A 16718-nucleotide genomic window follows, 5' to 3' on the forward strand; every position below is an offset into this window, starting at 1 on the left:
TTCGTTTAATTAAAATGACAGCTGCACTCCAAAAGCGTAGTTACGAGTTCTTGGATAGGCATTGTAATCAATATTTGGTGTTAGGCCTGTTTCCAGATTTACTTCAGGATCATATCCAGAATAATTTGTCCAAACAAATAAGTTACTTCCAGTTACATAAAGTCTAATTCTGCTGAATCCCACTTTACTGCTGTTTTGTTTTGGAATTGTATATCCGATACTCAGATTATTTAATCGAAGAAACGAACCATCTTCAACGGCATAAGACATTGCAATAGGACGCCCGATACTGGTCGGATTCCACATTGTAGCATTTTCGTTTTGTTTCGCCAGCATTTCTGGTGAATAGCGAAGATCGTTCCCCATGTCATCAAAATTTCTCCAGCGGTTATTCAAACCTACTTCCATCCCTAAATTATTTTGTGTGTTTTGATACCATGAAGTCATCATGATTTTGTTGGCATTATACACATCAAAACCTGACATGAAATTGAAGAATGCAGATAAATCAAAGTTTTTCCAAACTGCATTTAAACCAAATCCTCCTGAGAAATTAGGATTAGTATCTCCAATAACTTTTCTGTCTTTATCACCAATTACATACGTATTTGGATCTGACGGATCAACAGCTGTAAGTTTTTTGAATTTAGCATTTCCAGGACGCGGATCTCCAGAAAGATTTTTTGAGTTTGCTACACCGTCTTTCAATTTCCATGTTCTTGTAACTGAATCAAAAGATTCGAAATCATCCATTGTGTAGAAGCCATCATTTTCAAAACCAAAAATCAAACCTTTTGTACCACCAACATAAGCACGGTAATCGTCGTCATTTAGTAATTGTGTTCCTGCCCAGCCAGAACTAAGAATCCATTCCTGTTCTCCGCTTGAAAGCTTATCAATTTTGTTTTTGTTGTGTCCGATATTAAAAGTTAAATCAAGCTGAAAATCTTTTTTTCTAATAACATTTCCTGTAATTGCAAACTCAATTCCTTTGTTAGAAGTCTGTCCAACGTTTGTCATCATTTTTGTAAAACCAGATACAGAAGCAATATCTGACGGCACTAATAAATCTTTTACTTTATTGTGATAAAAATCAAGACTACCTGTAAGGCGTTCGTTAAAGAAACCGAAATCAAGACCTAAGTTGGCGGTATAAGTTGTCTCCCATTTTACATTTGGATTGTTTAAGTATTTGTCATTATAAAAATTATAGTAATAATGATTTTCTTCTCCCCATCCTACAGAACGGTCTCTAGATACGCCGTAATATTTCGCATATAAATCGCCGCTGATTCTGTCATTTCCAGATGCTCCATAACTTACACGAGCTTTTAAGTTGGAAACCACTTTGCTGTCTTTTAAGAAACTTTCGTTTGAAACTCTCCAGGCAAAAGCTCCCGCAGGAAATACTCCCCATCTATTATCAGGTCCAAACTTTGTAGAACCATCCGTACGAACAGTAAACGTAAAAAGATATCTTTCGTCGAATCCGTAATTTACACGTCCGAAAAAGGAAGAAATTCTATTTGGAGAACCTGCGATTGAACCGTTATCAAAAGGAGTTCCTAATGCCAGATTATCTAAAGCTTTTGAACCTGAGATTTCTTCTGGGAAATAACGCGTGCGGTAAAATTTGGCAGAACTTTCCTGATCTTTAATTTCCTGCCCAAGCATTAATTGAAAATCGTGTTTTTCTTTTAATTTGAATCCGTAGTTTAAAACATTGTTCAACTGCCATCTCGGCGACTGAGTCATAGACCAATATACAACAGGCAGATTATTATTTGCATTGGCTGTACCTGTATCTGTACCCCAGAAACGACCATCTTCACTGTATTTGTATTCATAACCAAATGAAGAACGCAGTGTTAAACCTTTTTTGATAGTCCAGGTTAATGCTCCGGTAGTATTAAAAGTTCGTGTAGTTCGTTCACGGTAATTCTTTTCTGATTCTTCTATTGGGTTGAAACGCGCACGTATTTCATAATCTTCTGGATCAAAATAAGTATTATCATCTGGTAAAGTCATATAATCTTCTAAACCTGCCGTTGGTGCTTCGCGTAAAGCTCGAAGCAAACTAACACCTTCTGTTCCAGAACCGTCTATTGTTTGATTTGTCAAACGGGTTTGATATTCGAAAGTAAGATTGTCTGTTAATTTTGAATTCAAGATTAAATAAAGATAGTTTTGGCGCATACCAGTTCCTATCAATGCTCCCGGCTGCTCTTGATTGACAAATGTGAATTTGAATTTCGTTTTTTCACTTCCTCCGTTAACGTTTATATCGGTATATCTGGTAATTGGGTTACTTCCAAATATTTCGTCCTGCCAGTCTGTTCCTTTGTTGCCTTTATAAATGTATAATTCATTGGCACGTCCGTAATTGTTATAAAATCCAGTTGGATTTGAGTTACGCTGACGTTCGTATTCATACTGCATCATTACGAACTCATACGGATCCATTACATCAAGGTGATTGGCAAGCGTTTTTATTTGTGTATAATTATGAATGTTTACCGAAACTTTTCCTGCCTTTGGGACTTTTGTAGTAACCAAAATTACTCCGTTGGCACCTCTCGCTCCATAAACAGCTGTTGATGCAGCATCTTTTAAAACTTCTACAGATTCGATATCTGTTGGCGGAATATCATTTAAGTTGGCAACTTCAAATCCGTCAACCAAGATTAATGGTGAGTTATCTTCTGTAATAGATCCGCCGCCGCGAACTCTAATCATAACTTCAGATCCTGGAGAACCATCGGCAGTTGTAACTTGCACACCTGGAAGTCTTCCTACCAAAGCTTCAGCTACCGATGCTGTTGGAACTTTTGCTAATTCTGTACCTTTAATACTCGAAATTGCTCCTGTTAGATTTTTACGCTTTTGCGTACCATAACCAATAATTACGACTTCGTTCAGCTCACTGCTAGATTCTTTCATTTGAACAGTAATGCCAGATGTGCGTCCTTTTAACGCTACAGTTTCATCTGTCAAACCAATAAATTTGACAATCAAAACGGCTGTTTCTGGATCTGTCACGGCAATGCTGAATTTACCATCAAAATCGGTTACTGTATTTGTATTTTCATTTTTTACTATAATCGTTGCGCCGGGAATCAGCCCCATATTATCCCTTACTGTACCCGTCACGGTTACACGCTTCTGAGCATACGCGCTGCATGTTAAAAGTAACACGGCTAAAATGCTCCAGATATATTTTTTTATCTTCATAACTAGACTATTTTTTTATTTGTTTTAAAAGCGAAGTCATTAGATATTATACTTATATGCAGAATGTTTCCACGATGATAGGATCATGTGGTATGAGTATAAATCTGTTAAGGACTGCTGATTTTATTTTATTAAAGTATTCCGAGTGTATCCGCAGATGTATTAAAGCTCATTTAAAAAGAAATCTGCATTCGTGACCTTATTGGCTTCAATAGGAAATGCTGCTTGTAATTCTTTTGTTTTTACAACCTGCATGTTTTGATCTAAACACTCTATTTTAACACGAACATTGTTAGCTTCTTCGCCCGTTTGAAATAAAATAAAATCGTCTGTATAATTAATTCCGCCGCTGGCAGTTGCTTTACTTCTTGTAACAAACATGTCTTCTTTTACAAAAGTTCCGTCAGAAACTTTATAACCGCTTCGTTTTATAGAAACTGTTGTTTTAATTGTCGAATAACTTTTGTCTGCCGTAATATCCAATGATTTTAAACGCAGTATTCCTGTCCTCGTAATAATGTTCAAGGTAAGCGGTTCTTCAAAAGGAGATGCATACGGCATGGCATCTGATAAGTTGACATGCTGGTTTGCCAATGTAGGCTGAGGCACAACCAAATCATTTAAATTGGTTGGAGAAGGAATCATTTGATCTGGATAATCGGATGCTACAAATTTGTATTTTCCATTGTCTAATGAAAAACGATAAAGCAAACTGTAATTAGCAAAATAATCTCCATTGTCTTTATAGACAAATAAAGGTCTGGTTGAGATTCCGACATTCAAATTCCACGGCTCACCATTTAATTGAAAATCTAATGATTTTACTGTAGAACTTTCATATTTAAAATCGTCATTAGAGCAGGAAGTCAGCACGAAAAATAAACCCACTCCAAGTATTAGGTTTTTCATCATTTTCATATCCATATAAATTTAAAAATGAAGAATATTTGCCTTTTCGTTTCTTCTACAGCTGCGGCTGACTTTTTTCGTTGGTGGCGAAAATTTGGTGTGAGTGTTAGTTTGGTTCATAATTTTGGTTTTAAGATTAGTTAGTTAAAAATCCGTTAAGATTATGAAGCAAAACTAGATATAGCTAATCTCAAATTGGGGTAAATATTGCTTTTCAAAAAGGGTTAAATCGCTATTTACCCCATAAAAACTGACTATTTGACAATTAACTTTATTATTTTTTATATTATGTAAAAAAATATTCACAAATAAAAAAACATATCTCAACACATATAATCAATATTCTAAATCACTTCACAACAAACTTTGAGCATTAATGTAATTGCAAATCGCAGTAGAAAATTCATAAAAAAACCTCAATACAAATTAGTATTGAGGTATGAATGGGATTTTTTAATAATAGAAACATTAAATTTTATCACTAAAAAAAAGACGTTTCAATTTGTATTAAAACCACTATAAGATAGTTTTTTATATCTAACGGAATTGTTTACGATATTCTACAGGAGTATAATTGTATTTTGCTCTAAAGCATTTTCCGAAGTATTTTAAATCATTAAAACCAACTTCAAAACAAATTTCTTTAATCAGCAGATCTTCATTTTTAAGAAGCTCTGCAGCTTCATTCAGCCGCATATCTCGAATAAAAACAACTGGAGAAACACCTGTAATACTTTTAAGTTTATTAAAAAAACTAGCGCGTGACATGCACATTAATTTCCCTAATTCATCAACAGAAAAATCAGATTTAGAAATGTTTTCTTTCACCAATTCAATTACTTGAAGCATAAATTTATTGTCTCTATTGGAAATCTGCAATGGTTTCTCCACTTCTATTTCAGCAATTCTTCCTGTAGAATACAACTGCTGCAGACGAATACGCTGTTCTAAAACATTTTTTACTCTTGCTTTTAAAAAACTTACATTAAAAGGTTTTGTAATATAATCATCTGCACCGTATTCCATTCCTTGCAATTTACTTTCAATTGCTGTTTTTGCACTAAGTAAAATCACCGGAACATGACTGATTGCAAAGTTGTTTCGGATAATTTTAAGCATTTCTATCCCGTCTAATTCAGGCATCATAATATCGCTGATTATAAAATCTGGAGATAATTCTGCCGCTTTTAAATGTCCTTCTTCTCCGTTTTCTGCTATATAAATGGTATAATCACTTTCTAAAATTGAAACAATAAACTTTCTCAATTCAGGATCATCTTCAACCACCAGACCAATAGGTTTTTCTCTTATTTCTGTTTCAATATGTTCTTCTGTTGTTAATTCATCCTCAGCCAAATGTTCGTCTGTTTCTTCAAACACTATATCTACCGCATTAGAAAAATGGCTGTATCCTTTTTGAAAAGAAATTTCAAAACTGCTTCCTTTACCCAGTGTTGTTTCAAGTGAAATTTCTGCACCATGTTTTTCAACAGAATCTTTTACGATTGAAAGACCTATTCCGGTACTTGGATTAAAAGGATTTTCATTGTAATTTGAAAAACGGACAAATAACTTTTTTTGAACTACCGAATTGATTCCCGGACCATTATCGCTCACTTTTAAAGAAACCTTTTTTTCAGATTCTTCTACTTTTACTTCAATCGAATTTCCTTTTTTGCAGTATTTAAAAGCATTCGACAGCAGATTGACTAAAATTTTATCAAGACTATCTGGATCTGCCCATATATGCGGTTTGGTTTCACTAATACTTACTTTTAATCTTATGTTACGCTGAATGCTGGTTTCTGCAAAACCGTCACAAACTTCAGACACAAATTGCCCTAGATCTATTTCACGAACTTCTAATTTTCTATCCTGCATTCTTCTCAAGTCTAAAATCTGATTGACAAGATTGAGCAGCTTAGTACTGTATTTTTCGATAACACGAAGCTGTGATTTAACCGAATTATCTATTTGATCATCTGAAAGCATTACTTCTAAAGGAGCAGTAATCATGGTGAGAGGCGTGCGAATTTCATGTGAAATATCAGTAAAGAAATTCAATTTCAATTCACTTACTTCTTTTTCAACCCTTACATCGTTACGCAGTTTTAAAATTGTTAAAACCGCTCTTCGAATTAATAAAAACAAACCAATGCCCAATAAAAAATAACAGAAATACGCCAAGTTGGTTCCCCAAATTGAAGGTCGGATTGTAATTTTAATCTGTCTCTCGTTGTCCAGCCTTAAATTGTGCCCATTTGTAGAGGAAACTAAAAGTGTATAACTTCCTCTCCCCAGATTGGTATAATTAATAGATTGTCCTGCTTTAATGTAATTCCATTCTTTATCAATTCCTTCTAATTTGTAGCGATAAACAATGTTTTCATTTTTGATATAATCTAATGCAGAAAACTGAACCCTGAAAAAATTCTGATCGTGCTGCAGCGTGACTTCCTTTAATAAATCAGGATTTTTGGGTGTCTCAGGATTTACTTCGTACAATTCTTTATTATTTACTAAAAATCCAGATATCGCCAGATAAGGTTTAAATGTCGACGATTTAATTGCTTCTGGTTTAAAATAAATAACTCCATCTGAATAACCTGAAACAATTTCACCGCTTGATAATCTGCATTTTGTTGCTTCGGAAAATATTTCGGTTCCAATGATAGATTTTAACTCCGGAAATGTTTCGCAGCTATTATTTTTAGGATCAAAACGAACTATCTGATTATCCCCCATCAGCCATATTTTCCCAAATTTATCCTCCTGCATACCGACAACACCTTCTAGTGGAAAACCGAAATTTTCACTCCAAAATGTTTTCACCTTTACGTTATCCTGCTTATCTATATCAATCAGAATCAATCCTTTTCCGTTTGTAGCCAATGCCAAACGATTATCAGAAGTAACAATTACATCAAGAATATCATTTCCAGAAGCCTGAAAATGTTCTTTAAATTGTAATTTTTCTGGTGATTTATTTCCTTCTGAAAAAGAAAATAATTTATAAGAAGATACAAAAAAGATTTTGTGCTCTTTGGTTTCAACGATTGAACGAACTTTATCTGCTCCGCCAATTGGATAGTTTTTCAGTTCGTTTCTATAACTCACAAAACTGATTCCGTTGTTTGACTCACGAACTAAATTAATTCCGCCTCCCCAAGTAGCGAAATAAATTTGGCCGTTTGTTGCTTGAAAAACTTTATAAATATCATCTGAACTAATACTATACTTATCCTTTTCATCATATTTATAATGTTGTACTGCAAAACTGAAAGAGGATTGTTTGGGAGTAAGACAGAAAACGCCATTTCCGCGTGTTCCAATCCATATTCTGCCTTTAGAGTCCTGCATCATACTGTAAATATCTGCGCCCCAGCCTGGACTGTTTTGTGATAATGTTCCGTCAGAACCCAAGAAACCGATCTTTCTTTTTTGCGAATCAAACAATTCAATATTTTCACCGCGGCTTGCTACCCAAAGATTCTTCTTATTGTCTTCCATCAGACTGCGGACATTTTGCTTTTTGTTATCTGCGGATGTCCTTAAGTTTAATGACAAAAAATTACTGTTATTAAATGTAATTAAGTCCAATCCCTGCTTATAAGAACAAAACCAAAGATTTCCTAATTTATCAAACATTGCGGTATGCATAACATCTGATACAGTTTCCCTTGATTCCTTAATACATCGCAGTACAGAACGTAACTTATTCTGTTTTTCGTCCCAGTAAGCAAAAGCTCCTTTATTGGACTGAATCCAGACTGTTCCGTTTGGCGAGGTTAACAGAAAACTTTTTTGTTTACCGGCTGTTGTAGCGGGATTACTGGAATCGACTTCTAATCGTTGTAATTTTCGGGTAATTAAATCAAACTGAAATACTGCCGATGGAGTATCAAACCAAAAATATCTTGAATGCGTTAATCCTAAAAAATTGATATTTTCATTAGGCAGTCCCGGCAGTGTTTTAGCATTATAAGTATCGAGTTTACCTGCTTTTATATCATACAAACAAAAGGCGTTACTTTTTGTAACTATCAATACCTTACTGTCTTCGACAATATTCAATAATAGAATATCATCTTTGATTCCTAAATTCAAGTCAAAGAAAGTACTTGATTTTTTATTGTATCGTATAAACTTTCCTTTATCACCGCCAAACCAAAGATCTTCCTTTGTTTCTTCAGCAATATTAAATGAATTAGACTTTCCAGCTTCTCCTGCCATATTCGAAAAGAAATACTCCGGTATTTTAGCAGACTTATTTAACCTGCAAATACCTGCATCTGTTAAAAACCAAGTCGTTCCTAACTTATCTTCAAAAACATCTCTAATTTTTCCGAAATGCTTATCCACATCAAAATTAACTCGTCTAACCTGTTTGTTAGTTTCAAAAACGATCATGTAGTTTCTACTTTCAGGAAAAAGCCAGGTCTTTCCAGAAGGCATAATTTTAAAATGGTCAAAAGTATGATTAGCAGAATCTCCTTCTGTAGGATTATGAAATTTTAGTTCTCTTGCATCAAAATAATAGACATCATTTTTCTCAGACTGAATCCAAATTCTTTCATCATTATCAAACTTAAATTTAGAGACACGATTAGACTTTATATTTAAAGGCACGCTTTGTTCTACTTTAAATTTTCGAAAAGTATTTCCATCATAACGAATCAGTCCATTGAAAGTTGCCAGCCAAATAAATCCTTTCTCATCTTGCTGAATTCCTAAAACTCTTGATTGGCTTAACTTACCATCATTTGAAAAATGAGTAAGAAGACCTGTTGGCTGAGCAGTACAAAATGCACTTATCAAACAAAAAAATAAGACAATGGTTTTATGTTTCAGCATACTTAAATTTAGTTTTTGGCGGAAGTCACAAAAATATCAAAATTACTTTCCTAACCTAAAATACGAACTGTAATTAGCAAAATGCCCTCTATTAAATAGTTATTTTTACTCTTTTACCAATTGAGGCAAATTCATAAAAATGATGCTTAAGCTTTACAACACGTGTGAAATAGCAATTAATACTCAGCTAAAAAATGTAATCCTATAATTTTGTATCTTCAATTTTGATAAACATTCTACGCAATTTCAATAAAAAAAACCTATTAACTATATTAACCCAAAACCACTCACACAATTCAATGAAAAAAGTATACAAACTTGTGTTTATGCTAAACTTCCTTGCATTAAACACTTTTGCACAAGAAAACGCTGCATTTAAAAATCCAAATTTACCTATTGAACAACGCGTTGACGATTTGGTCTCCCGAATGACAATCGATGAAAAAATAAATCAATTAATGGATTCAGCTCCTGCTATAGATCGTCTGGGCATGCCAGAATACAATTGGTGGAACGAATCACTGCATGGTGTTGCGCGTGCGGGATATGCTACCGTTTTTCCGCAATCTATTTCTATTGCCTCATCTTGGGACCGACAGTTAATTTTTGATGTTGCGAGTGCTATTTCTGATGAAGCGCGCGCCAAACATCATGAATATTTAAGACGAGGACAGCATGGCATTTATCAGGGATTGACTTTTTGGTCTCCAAATATCAACATCTTTCGTGATCCACGCTGGGGACGCGGACATGAAACTTATGGAGAAGATCCTTTTTTAACCAGCCAGCTCGGACTTAATTACGTTAACGGACTTCAAGGTACTGATAAAAAATATTTTAAAGTAATTGCTACTGCCAAACATTTTGCTGTTCATTCTGGCCCAGAACCATCTCGCCATCAATTTAATGTCGATGTGAGTGATATTGACCTTTATGAAACGTATCTTCCTGCTTTTCGTACTCTGGTAAAAGACGGTCATGTTTATTCTGTAATGGGAGCTTACAACCGATTTAGAGGCGAATCATGCAGTGCAAGTCCGTTTTTATTCAATATCCTTAGAAATGATTGGGGATTTAAAGGTTATATCGTTTCCGACTGCGGTGCTGTAACTGATATTTGGAAATATCATAAAATAACCAATGATGCGGCTTCAGCTTCGGCTCTAGCAGTAAAAGAAGGTTTAGATTTAGAATGTGGCAGCAGTTACAAATCACTAAAAGAAGCGCTTGACCGAAAATTGCTGACAGAAGCGGATATTGATACTGCCATAAAACGTTTGTTTACCGCTCGTTTTAAATTAGGAATGTTTGATCCTGATGAAATTGTTCCTTATGCTCAAATTCCATACTCCGTAAATAATAATTCTGCAAATGACTGGCTTGCTCGTACAGCTTCTCAAAAAAGTATTGTTCTTTTAAAAAATCAAAATAATACATTACCGCTTTCTAAAGACATCAAAACAATTGCTGTAATTGGACCAAACGCAAATGATATACAGTCACTATGGGGAAATTACAGTGGTGTTCCGAGCAATCCAATTACTGTTCTTAAGGGGATTCAAAACAAAATTGAACCTAATGCAAAGGTATTGTATGCAAAAGGGACAGACCTTGCAAAAGGTGTTCCTGAGATGAATGTTATTCCGTCTATTTACTTTCAAAATGAAAAAGGAACTCAAGGCTTAACAGGAGAATATTTTGATAACACTGAATGGCAGGGAAAACCACTTTTTGTTCGTAATGATGATAATATAGATTTTCATTGGGACATTAACACACCTGATCCGCGTATGAAAATGGGAAATTATAGCGTAAAATGGTCTGGTTATATAACGGTTCCAAAAACAGGAATTTACAATATTTCTGACTGGTCAAAACCTTTTATGACCATAGATATTGAAACGGGGAAAACTACTGGCGGTAAAAACAATCATCACCCGAGAATTCGTCCACAGAAAATTACATTAGAAGCTGGAAAAAAATATAAAATTGAAGTGAAATACCAAAACTTCTACGGCGATGCAATTGCGCAGCTTTTATGGGCCGAACCACAAGAAAATGCATTAGAAAAAGCGGTTCAAACTGCCAATCAAGCGGATGCTGTGGTTTTGGTATTGGGATTAAATGAACGTTTGGAAGGTGAAGAAATGAAAGTGGAAGCGGATGGTTTTGAAGGCGGAGACCGTACCAGCCTTAACTTACCAGCAAATCAGGAAGAATTGATGAAAGCAATAAAAGCAACTGGAAAACCTGTTATTTTAGTTTTAATAAACGGAAGTGCTCTTTCTATAAATTGGGCAAATGATAATATTCCTGCTATTTTAACAGCTGGATATCCAGGGCAGCAAGGCGGTAATGCAATTGCAGATGTACTTTTTGGTGATTATAATCCAGCCGGCAGATTACCTGTTACGTACTATAAATCTGTAGACCAGCTGCCAGATTTCGAAAATTATGACATGAAAGGCCGTACGTACCGCTATTTTACAAAAGATCCTCTTTATCCTTTTGGATTTGGTTTGAGTTATACTAAATTCAAGTACAGCAATTTACAAATTCCTGCAAATGCAAGTGCAGAAACAGACTTAAAAGTATCGGTTGATGTAACCAATATTGGTGACCGCGATGGAGATGAAGTTGTTGAATTGTATATAAAAGATGAAAAAGCCTCTACTCCGAGACCAATATGTCAGTTAGAAGGTTTTGAGCGAATTCATCTTAAAAAAGGAGAAACAAAAACAGTTAGTTTTACAATTAATTCGAGACAATTATCTTTAATCAATAAGAAAAAACAACGTGTTGTAGAACCAGGATGGTTTACGATCTCAATTGGAGGAAAACAGCCAGATGGTTCGAGCGATATTCAAACTGGCCGAATAAATATTACAGGAAAAGAATTATTACTGGATAAATAGTATTAAAATTTAATACAACAAAGCCTTTAAACAACTACGTTTAAAGGCTTTGTTGTTTAAAATAAAATTGAAAAAAACATCATTATAAATTATTTTTATAAGTACTAAAAATTATTAATTTGATTAATAACACAGACCGCCATAAATTTGTCTCATCAAAATCAAACAACTGATTTGAAATCAAAAAATAACTTTTAAAAAATAGAAAACATGAAATTTACAAGAAGAGCAAACGCAAATTGGAAAGGTACAGGAATGGAAGGAACAGGAACTATCAGTACACAAAGTACTACTTTAGACAATGCTCAGCTGTCTTTTAAAACCCGTTTCGATCAAGGTGTGGGAACGAATCCTGAAGAATTAATCGCAGCGGCACATTCTGGTTGTTTTACTATGCAGTTAAGCTTTTTGCTTTCTGAAGCCGGATTTGTTCCAGAAGATTTAAGTACAGAAGCTAAAGTGACTTTTGAAGATGGAAGTATTACTTTAATACAATTAATACTTAATGGTAAAGTTCCAGGAATTTCAGAAGAAGATTTTCAAAAAGCAGCTCAAAAAGCAAAAGAAATTTGTCCGATATCTAAACTACTAAATACTGAAATTACTTTAGCAGTAACACTAAATGCATAAGCAAATTAAAATAGAAGCTTACTAAGAATAATACTTAAAAAAAAGCCTGCCTTTACGGTCAGGCTTTTTTGCTTTGCATTATAAAATCACTTACTGATTTCACAAAATAAGGAGAATCGTTCCATCTTATTTTACGGTAAGCGAAGTCTTTTTTTAATGATTCTGGAAGACAATTCCAGATCGCTTCGTTCATTTTTTCCAGCAGTAATTTCTTTGAAAAGGAATCTGAAACTACTAAACTTATTTCTCGTACTGGTTTTGGTTCTTTAAAAGGTTTAAAAAGTCCCAAATCTTTTTCGTTAAGAATAGAAAGCTCTGGAATAATGGCAAAACCCAATTGTGCATGAACCAGATTTTTTAAAGTTTCGATCGAACTAATATCGTAAGTAAATTGTTCTTTTATTTTTCCTGGTGATTTTATACCGCAGATATCGAGCAGTTGCGCATTGTAGCAAAACTCACTATGAAGCAGCAATAACTCTGTTTTATCTCCTGGCTGCATTTCATAAAATTCATCTTTAATCATCGGATGAAGTTTATTCAGATAAGCTACAAAGGGTTCCTTAAATACTGGATGTTCAATTAAATTTGGGTTTCCTGTTGGTGTTGCCATTAAAGCCACATCTAATGCACCAGTTTCCAGATCTTTCATTAACTGCCCTGTATTGGCTTCTTTTATAATAAAATGCACTTTTGGAGTCGCTTCTTTCATTGCCTTAATAAACAACGGAATCAGATATGGAGATAATGTTGTAATTACTCCTACTTTAACTTCTCCTTCTAATAAGTTTTTTTCATTTACTACAAAATCACGTATTTCGTCGGCTTCACGTAGTATTTTTTTGGCTCGGTTTATAATTTCTACTCCTAGTATTGTAGGTGTTAAGGGTACTTTATTACGATCAAAAATTTTGATGCCTATTTCTTCTTCCAGATTTTTTAATTGAATTGTAAGACCTGGCTGTGTAACCATGCATACTTCAGCAGCTCTCGCAAAATGCCTTTCTTCGTCTAACGCTACAATATATTTTAATTGTTGTATGGTCATGATTATAAATTTATTTTATAAAGATAAGTAAAAAACCAGTTCTGCTTATAAAACAGGAAATTTCTAGTGATTTTGTCTTTTTAATGGTAAGATAAATTTAAAAGTACTTCCTTTTCCGAGTTTACTTTCAGCCCAAATTTCGCCATTATGTTTTTTTACAAATTCACTGCAAAGTAATAATCCAAGTCCATTTCCGATTTCATTTTCTGTTCCTTTTTGGATTACTTTCTCATTGATTTTAAACAGTTTTTCTTTTATGTTGTCTGGAATTCCTATACCATTATCCTTAATCGAAACTTCAACTTTTTGATTGGACTTTTGCATTCGAATTATAATTTCACCATGATGATCTGTAAATTTAATTGCATTGGTCAGCAAGTTTCGCAAAACGGTATCAATCATATCTTTATCCAGATCAGCTTCAATAATCTCAGTTGATTCAAACTTAATGTCAATGTTTTTATTTAATGCAGCGTTTTTATTAAGTCCGATGTTTTCTTCAATCAATTTATTTAAGATCACTTTTTTAGGATTGTATTCCATCATTCCAGTTTGTACCCTAGACCAATCCAAAAGGTTTTCAAGCAACTTGTAAATATTTTTGTTTGATTCGTGCAGCAATTCGGTAATCTCTTTAATTTCTTCACGGCTGTACGTGTCAATTTCCTCCGACATTACTTCTGATAATGCAACCGACGATCCCAATGGACCTTTTAGATCGTGTGCAATAATAGAAAAGAATAAGTTTTTATCTCTTAGAAGTTTCTGTATTCTAAGATCTTGTTTTTCTTTTACTAATAATAAAAATCCAACCGTACCAATGAGGGTTAATAAAAATAAGCCGATACTATATAAACTGTCAAAAATACTTGGTCTGAAAAAATTTTTCTGTGGATTTATATAGCTGTAAACCGCTCGCAAAAAGATTAAAATTTCAAAAGAAACATAACAAAGCAGGTAAAAAATACGGAATAAATTATTCTTTTTTTCTTTAAAATAACTAATTGTTGGCGGCAGATAAATGGCAAATATTCCGAGGGACATAATCAAAATACGAGTATTCATCGTACTTTCTAAAAACGTTGAAATATTAAAAACCAACATTGTCACAACTGTAATACCAATTTGCAAGTGATAACGTCTTGAAAATTTGGTTTTAATCATAGACATTATTGCGATCGTTTCATAACAAGCGCCTGCAAGAATGGTAGTATTGGCAAGGTTTATCGAGATAAAATCTGGAGCTACGTTTCTTAAAAAAATAAATACCCAACCAATAGTCAGTAATATTTTTCCATATCCAAATGTTTTTAATTTTTTCTTATTCTCTGCTGTAGCATACGAAAAGGCATAACTAAAAATAAGAATACAAATAAATAAGTTTCCCCAAAAATAGAGCATAAAAACCGTTTTTGGATCTAGAGGTAAAAATTTGAACATTATTGAGTTATGTATATTAAAAACTGACCGCAAATATACAAAATCACAGTATAATCAATACTTATCGACTGTTAGGTATAAAAATTACTAATCTTGGCGACTAATGATAAAATGAAAAGATCATCTAAATTTACTTTAAATGATCTTCCAACATTATTGAATGCAGATCTGTATAATTTCAAAATTATATACTAAGAATTATTCTTTTGTCTTTTTGTTTACTATGAGTTTAGGTCTATCAGGGTTATTAGACAATATCCAGCCGGTGCGGTATATCCAATCTGTCATTTTATGAAGTTTGGCGAAATCAATATTTTCAGACTCATCCATTGGTGTATGGTATTGACTGTGGAGTACGCTGGTAAAAAAAACAGCTGGTATTCCTTTTTGAGCGTAAGGAAGATGATCCGATCTAAAATAAAAGAATTCAGGATGTTCAGGTCTGTCCCAAAGTTTATCAAGCTCGAATTTAGGACCTTCTTCGTTTGCTTTCTTAGCGATATTAACCAGATCAGGAGAATTTTGATGAGGATCACTTGAACCCAATAATGCCGCTTGATTAATATCGTTTCTTCCTATCATATCTCCGTTTAAAACTGCGATTATATCTTTTTGAGGCACTGTAGGATGTGAAGCATACCAGCTAGAACCTAATAATCCGCGTTCTTCTGAACCATGAAATACAAATAATGCAGACCTCTTAGCTGGTTGTTTTTTATAAGCTCTCGCAATGGCAAGCATGGCGACACAAGTACTTGCGTTATCATCTGCTCCATTGTAGATTGAATCTTGTCCATATTTTTGACGCACACCGTCGTGATCTTGATGTCCGCTAAAAAGAACATATTCATTTTTTAATTGGGGATCTGTGCCTTCGATTTTTCCAACAACATTTACTGAAGGATATTTATAAGTTTCAGAAATGACTTCGGCTGATAAATTCTCTTTCGTGTTTTTTAGAAAATCAATTTGATCATTATGCAACCAAAAAGCAGGCATTCTAGAGGGCACAGGCATTTTGTCGCGATAACCTTCGATACCATAAACACCTCTTTTCATCTGCGGCTCCACTTGAGACCAGCATTTTTCTCCAAATTCATCTGCAATAATGATAAGAGCTGCAGCGCCTCTATAAGCGAGATCTTCATAATACTTCTGCTTAACAAATCCTGGATAGCGTCTTTCAAAAAGAGAAATGTCTTCGGAAATCCCGTCTTTCGATGCAAGCAAAACAACAGCTTTTCCTTTTACATCTACTTTTTTAATTTCTTCTGGTGAAATTTTTCCTAAATAAAGTAAGGGAGCTTCAACTTTATTGGTTGTGGTTTCGGCAATTAAAACCTCACTCCACAATTTGAATTCTTTTTGACCAATCTTAAATTTGGTGTAGTTTGTAACCTGATGCCTGTACAAATCAAAAAACTGGAAAAAAGTACCATCGTCTCCTGCAGGAGACATTCCAGATTGTTTTGCTTTTTCTGCCAGCCAAACAGATACTTTCAACTCGTCTAAAGTACCGGCTTCGCGCCCATTAAAGTGGTCTCCCGCCATTTGGTACATATCTGTTTTAAGATCTTTTACCGTAATTGCAGAAACTAAAGGCTTTTTTACTGCTTGCGAAAAAATCACATTGCAGTATAAACTAAGTAATATAAATAACTTCTTTTTCATAATTAAAATCAAATTAAAGA

Annotated in this window: 8 protein-coding genes; 2 read left to right on the forward strand and 6 right to left on the reverse strand. The window is 34.0% G+C overall.

Annotation, left to right across the window (positions count from 1 at the left end; genetic code table 11):
• Positions 1 to 9: 9 nt before the first annotated feature.
• The 3 genes from QMG60_RS19295 to QMG60_RS19305 form a co-directional block, all read right to left on the reverse strand.
• Positions 10 to 3231, reverse strand: a complete 3222-nt coding sequence (locus QMG60_RS19295) for a TonB-dependent receptor (RefSeq protein ID WP_281866097.1) — start codon at positions 3229 to 3231, stop codon at positions 10 to 12.
• A gap of 162 nt (positions 3232 to 3393) precedes the next feature.
• Positions 3394 to 4143, reverse strand: coding sequence for a hypothetical protein (locus QMG60_RS19300; RefSeq protein WP_281866098.1), 750 nt, complete (start codon positions 4141 to 4143; stop codon positions 3394 to 3396).
• A 534-nt stretch (positions 4144 to 4677) separates the two neighbouring features.
• Positions 4678 to 8994: a hybrid sensor histidine kinase/response regulator transcription factor gene (locus QMG60_RS19305; RefSeq protein ID WP_281866099.1), complete on the reverse strand. Its 4317-nt coding sequence runs from the start codon at positions 8992 to 8994 to the stop codon at positions 4678 to 4680.
• A 326-nt stretch (positions 8995 to 9320) separates the two neighbouring features.
• Between QMG60_RS19305 and QMG60_RS19310 the strand changes: the two genes are divergently transcribed.
• A complete protein-coding gene (locus tag QMG60_RS19310) occupies positions 9321 to 11909 on the forward strand; it encodes a glycoside hydrolase family 3 C-terminal domain-containing protein (RefSeq protein ID WP_281866100.1) in 2589 nt (862 codons plus the stop codon).
• A gap of 210 nt (positions 11910 to 12119) precedes the next feature.
• Complete coding sequence (locus QMG60_RS19315; RefSeq protein WP_057116387.1) at positions 12120 to 12539, forward strand: OsmC family protein; 420 nt, start codon at positions 12120 to 12122, stop codon at positions 12537 to 12539.
• Between the two features lie 58 nt (positions 12540 to 12597).
• On the opposite strand, the gene QMG60_RS19320 is transcribed toward QMG60_RS19315, so the two are convergent.
• From QMG60_RS19320 to QMG60_RS19330, 3 genes are all read right to left on the reverse strand, one after another.
• Positions 12598 to 13587 carry a hydrogen peroxide-inducible genes activator gene (locus QMG60_RS19320; protein ID WP_281866101.1) on the reverse strand — a complete coding sequence of 330 codons (990 nt, stop codon included), beginning with the start codon at positions 13585 to 13587 and terminating at the stop codon, positions 12598 to 12600.
• Between the two features lie 63 nt (positions 13588 to 13650).
• Positions 13651 to 14988 carry a HAMP domain-containing sensor histidine kinase gene (locus QMG60_RS19325; protein WP_166669285.1) on the reverse strand — a complete coding sequence of 446 codons (1338 nt, stop codon included), beginning with the start codon at positions 14986 to 14988 and terminating at the stop codon, positions 13651 to 13653.
• Positions 14989 to 15225: 237 nt separating this feature from the next.
• Positions 15226 to 16698: a M28 family peptidase gene (locus QMG60_RS19330; protein ID WP_281866102.1), complete on the reverse strand. Its 1473-nt coding sequence runs from the start codon at positions 16696 to 16698 to the stop codon at positions 15226 to 15228.
• Positions 16699 to 16718: the final 20 nt, after the last annotated feature.

This window comes from Flavobacterium sp. GSB-24 (assembly GCF_027924665.1).
Classification (GTDB): domain Bacteria; phylum Bacteroidota; class Bacteroidia; order Flavobacteriales; family Flavobacteriaceae; genus Flavobacterium.

Bases quoted from the DNA above. Each gene is read 5' to 3' on its own strand.
- QMG60_RS19305 (WP_281866099.1), bottom strand. From the start codon at position 8,994: ATGCTGAAACATAAAACCATTGTCTTATTTTTTTGTTTGATAAGTGCA.
- QMG60_RS19315 (WP_057116387.1), top strand. From the start codon at position 12,120: ATGAAATTTACAAGAAGAGCAAACGCAAATTGGAAAGGTACAGGAATG.
- QMG60_RS19310 (WP_281866100.1), top strand. From the start codon at position 9,321: ATGCTAAACTTCCTTGCATTAAACACTTTTGCACAAGAAAACGCTGCA.
- QMG60_RS19300 (WP_281866098.1), bottom strand. From the start codon at position 4,143: ATGATGAAAAACCTAATACTTGGAGTGGGTTTATTTTTCGTGCTGACT.
- QMG60_RS19325 (WP_166669285.1), bottom strand. From the start codon at position 14,988: ATGCTCTATTTTTGGGGAAACTTATTTATTTGTATTCTTATTTTTAGT.
- QMG60_RS19295 (WP_281866097.1), bottom strand. From the start codon at position 3,231: ATGAAGATAAAAAAATATATCTGGAGCATTTTAGCCGTGTTACTTTTA.
- QMG60_RS19320 (WP_281866101.1), bottom strand. From the start codon at position 13,587: ATGACCATACAACAATTAAAATATATTGTAGCGTTAGACGAAGAAAGG.
- QMG60_RS19330 (WP_281866102.1), bottom strand. From the start codon at position 16,698: ATGAAAAAGAAGTTATTTATATTACTTAGTTTATACTGCAATGTGATT.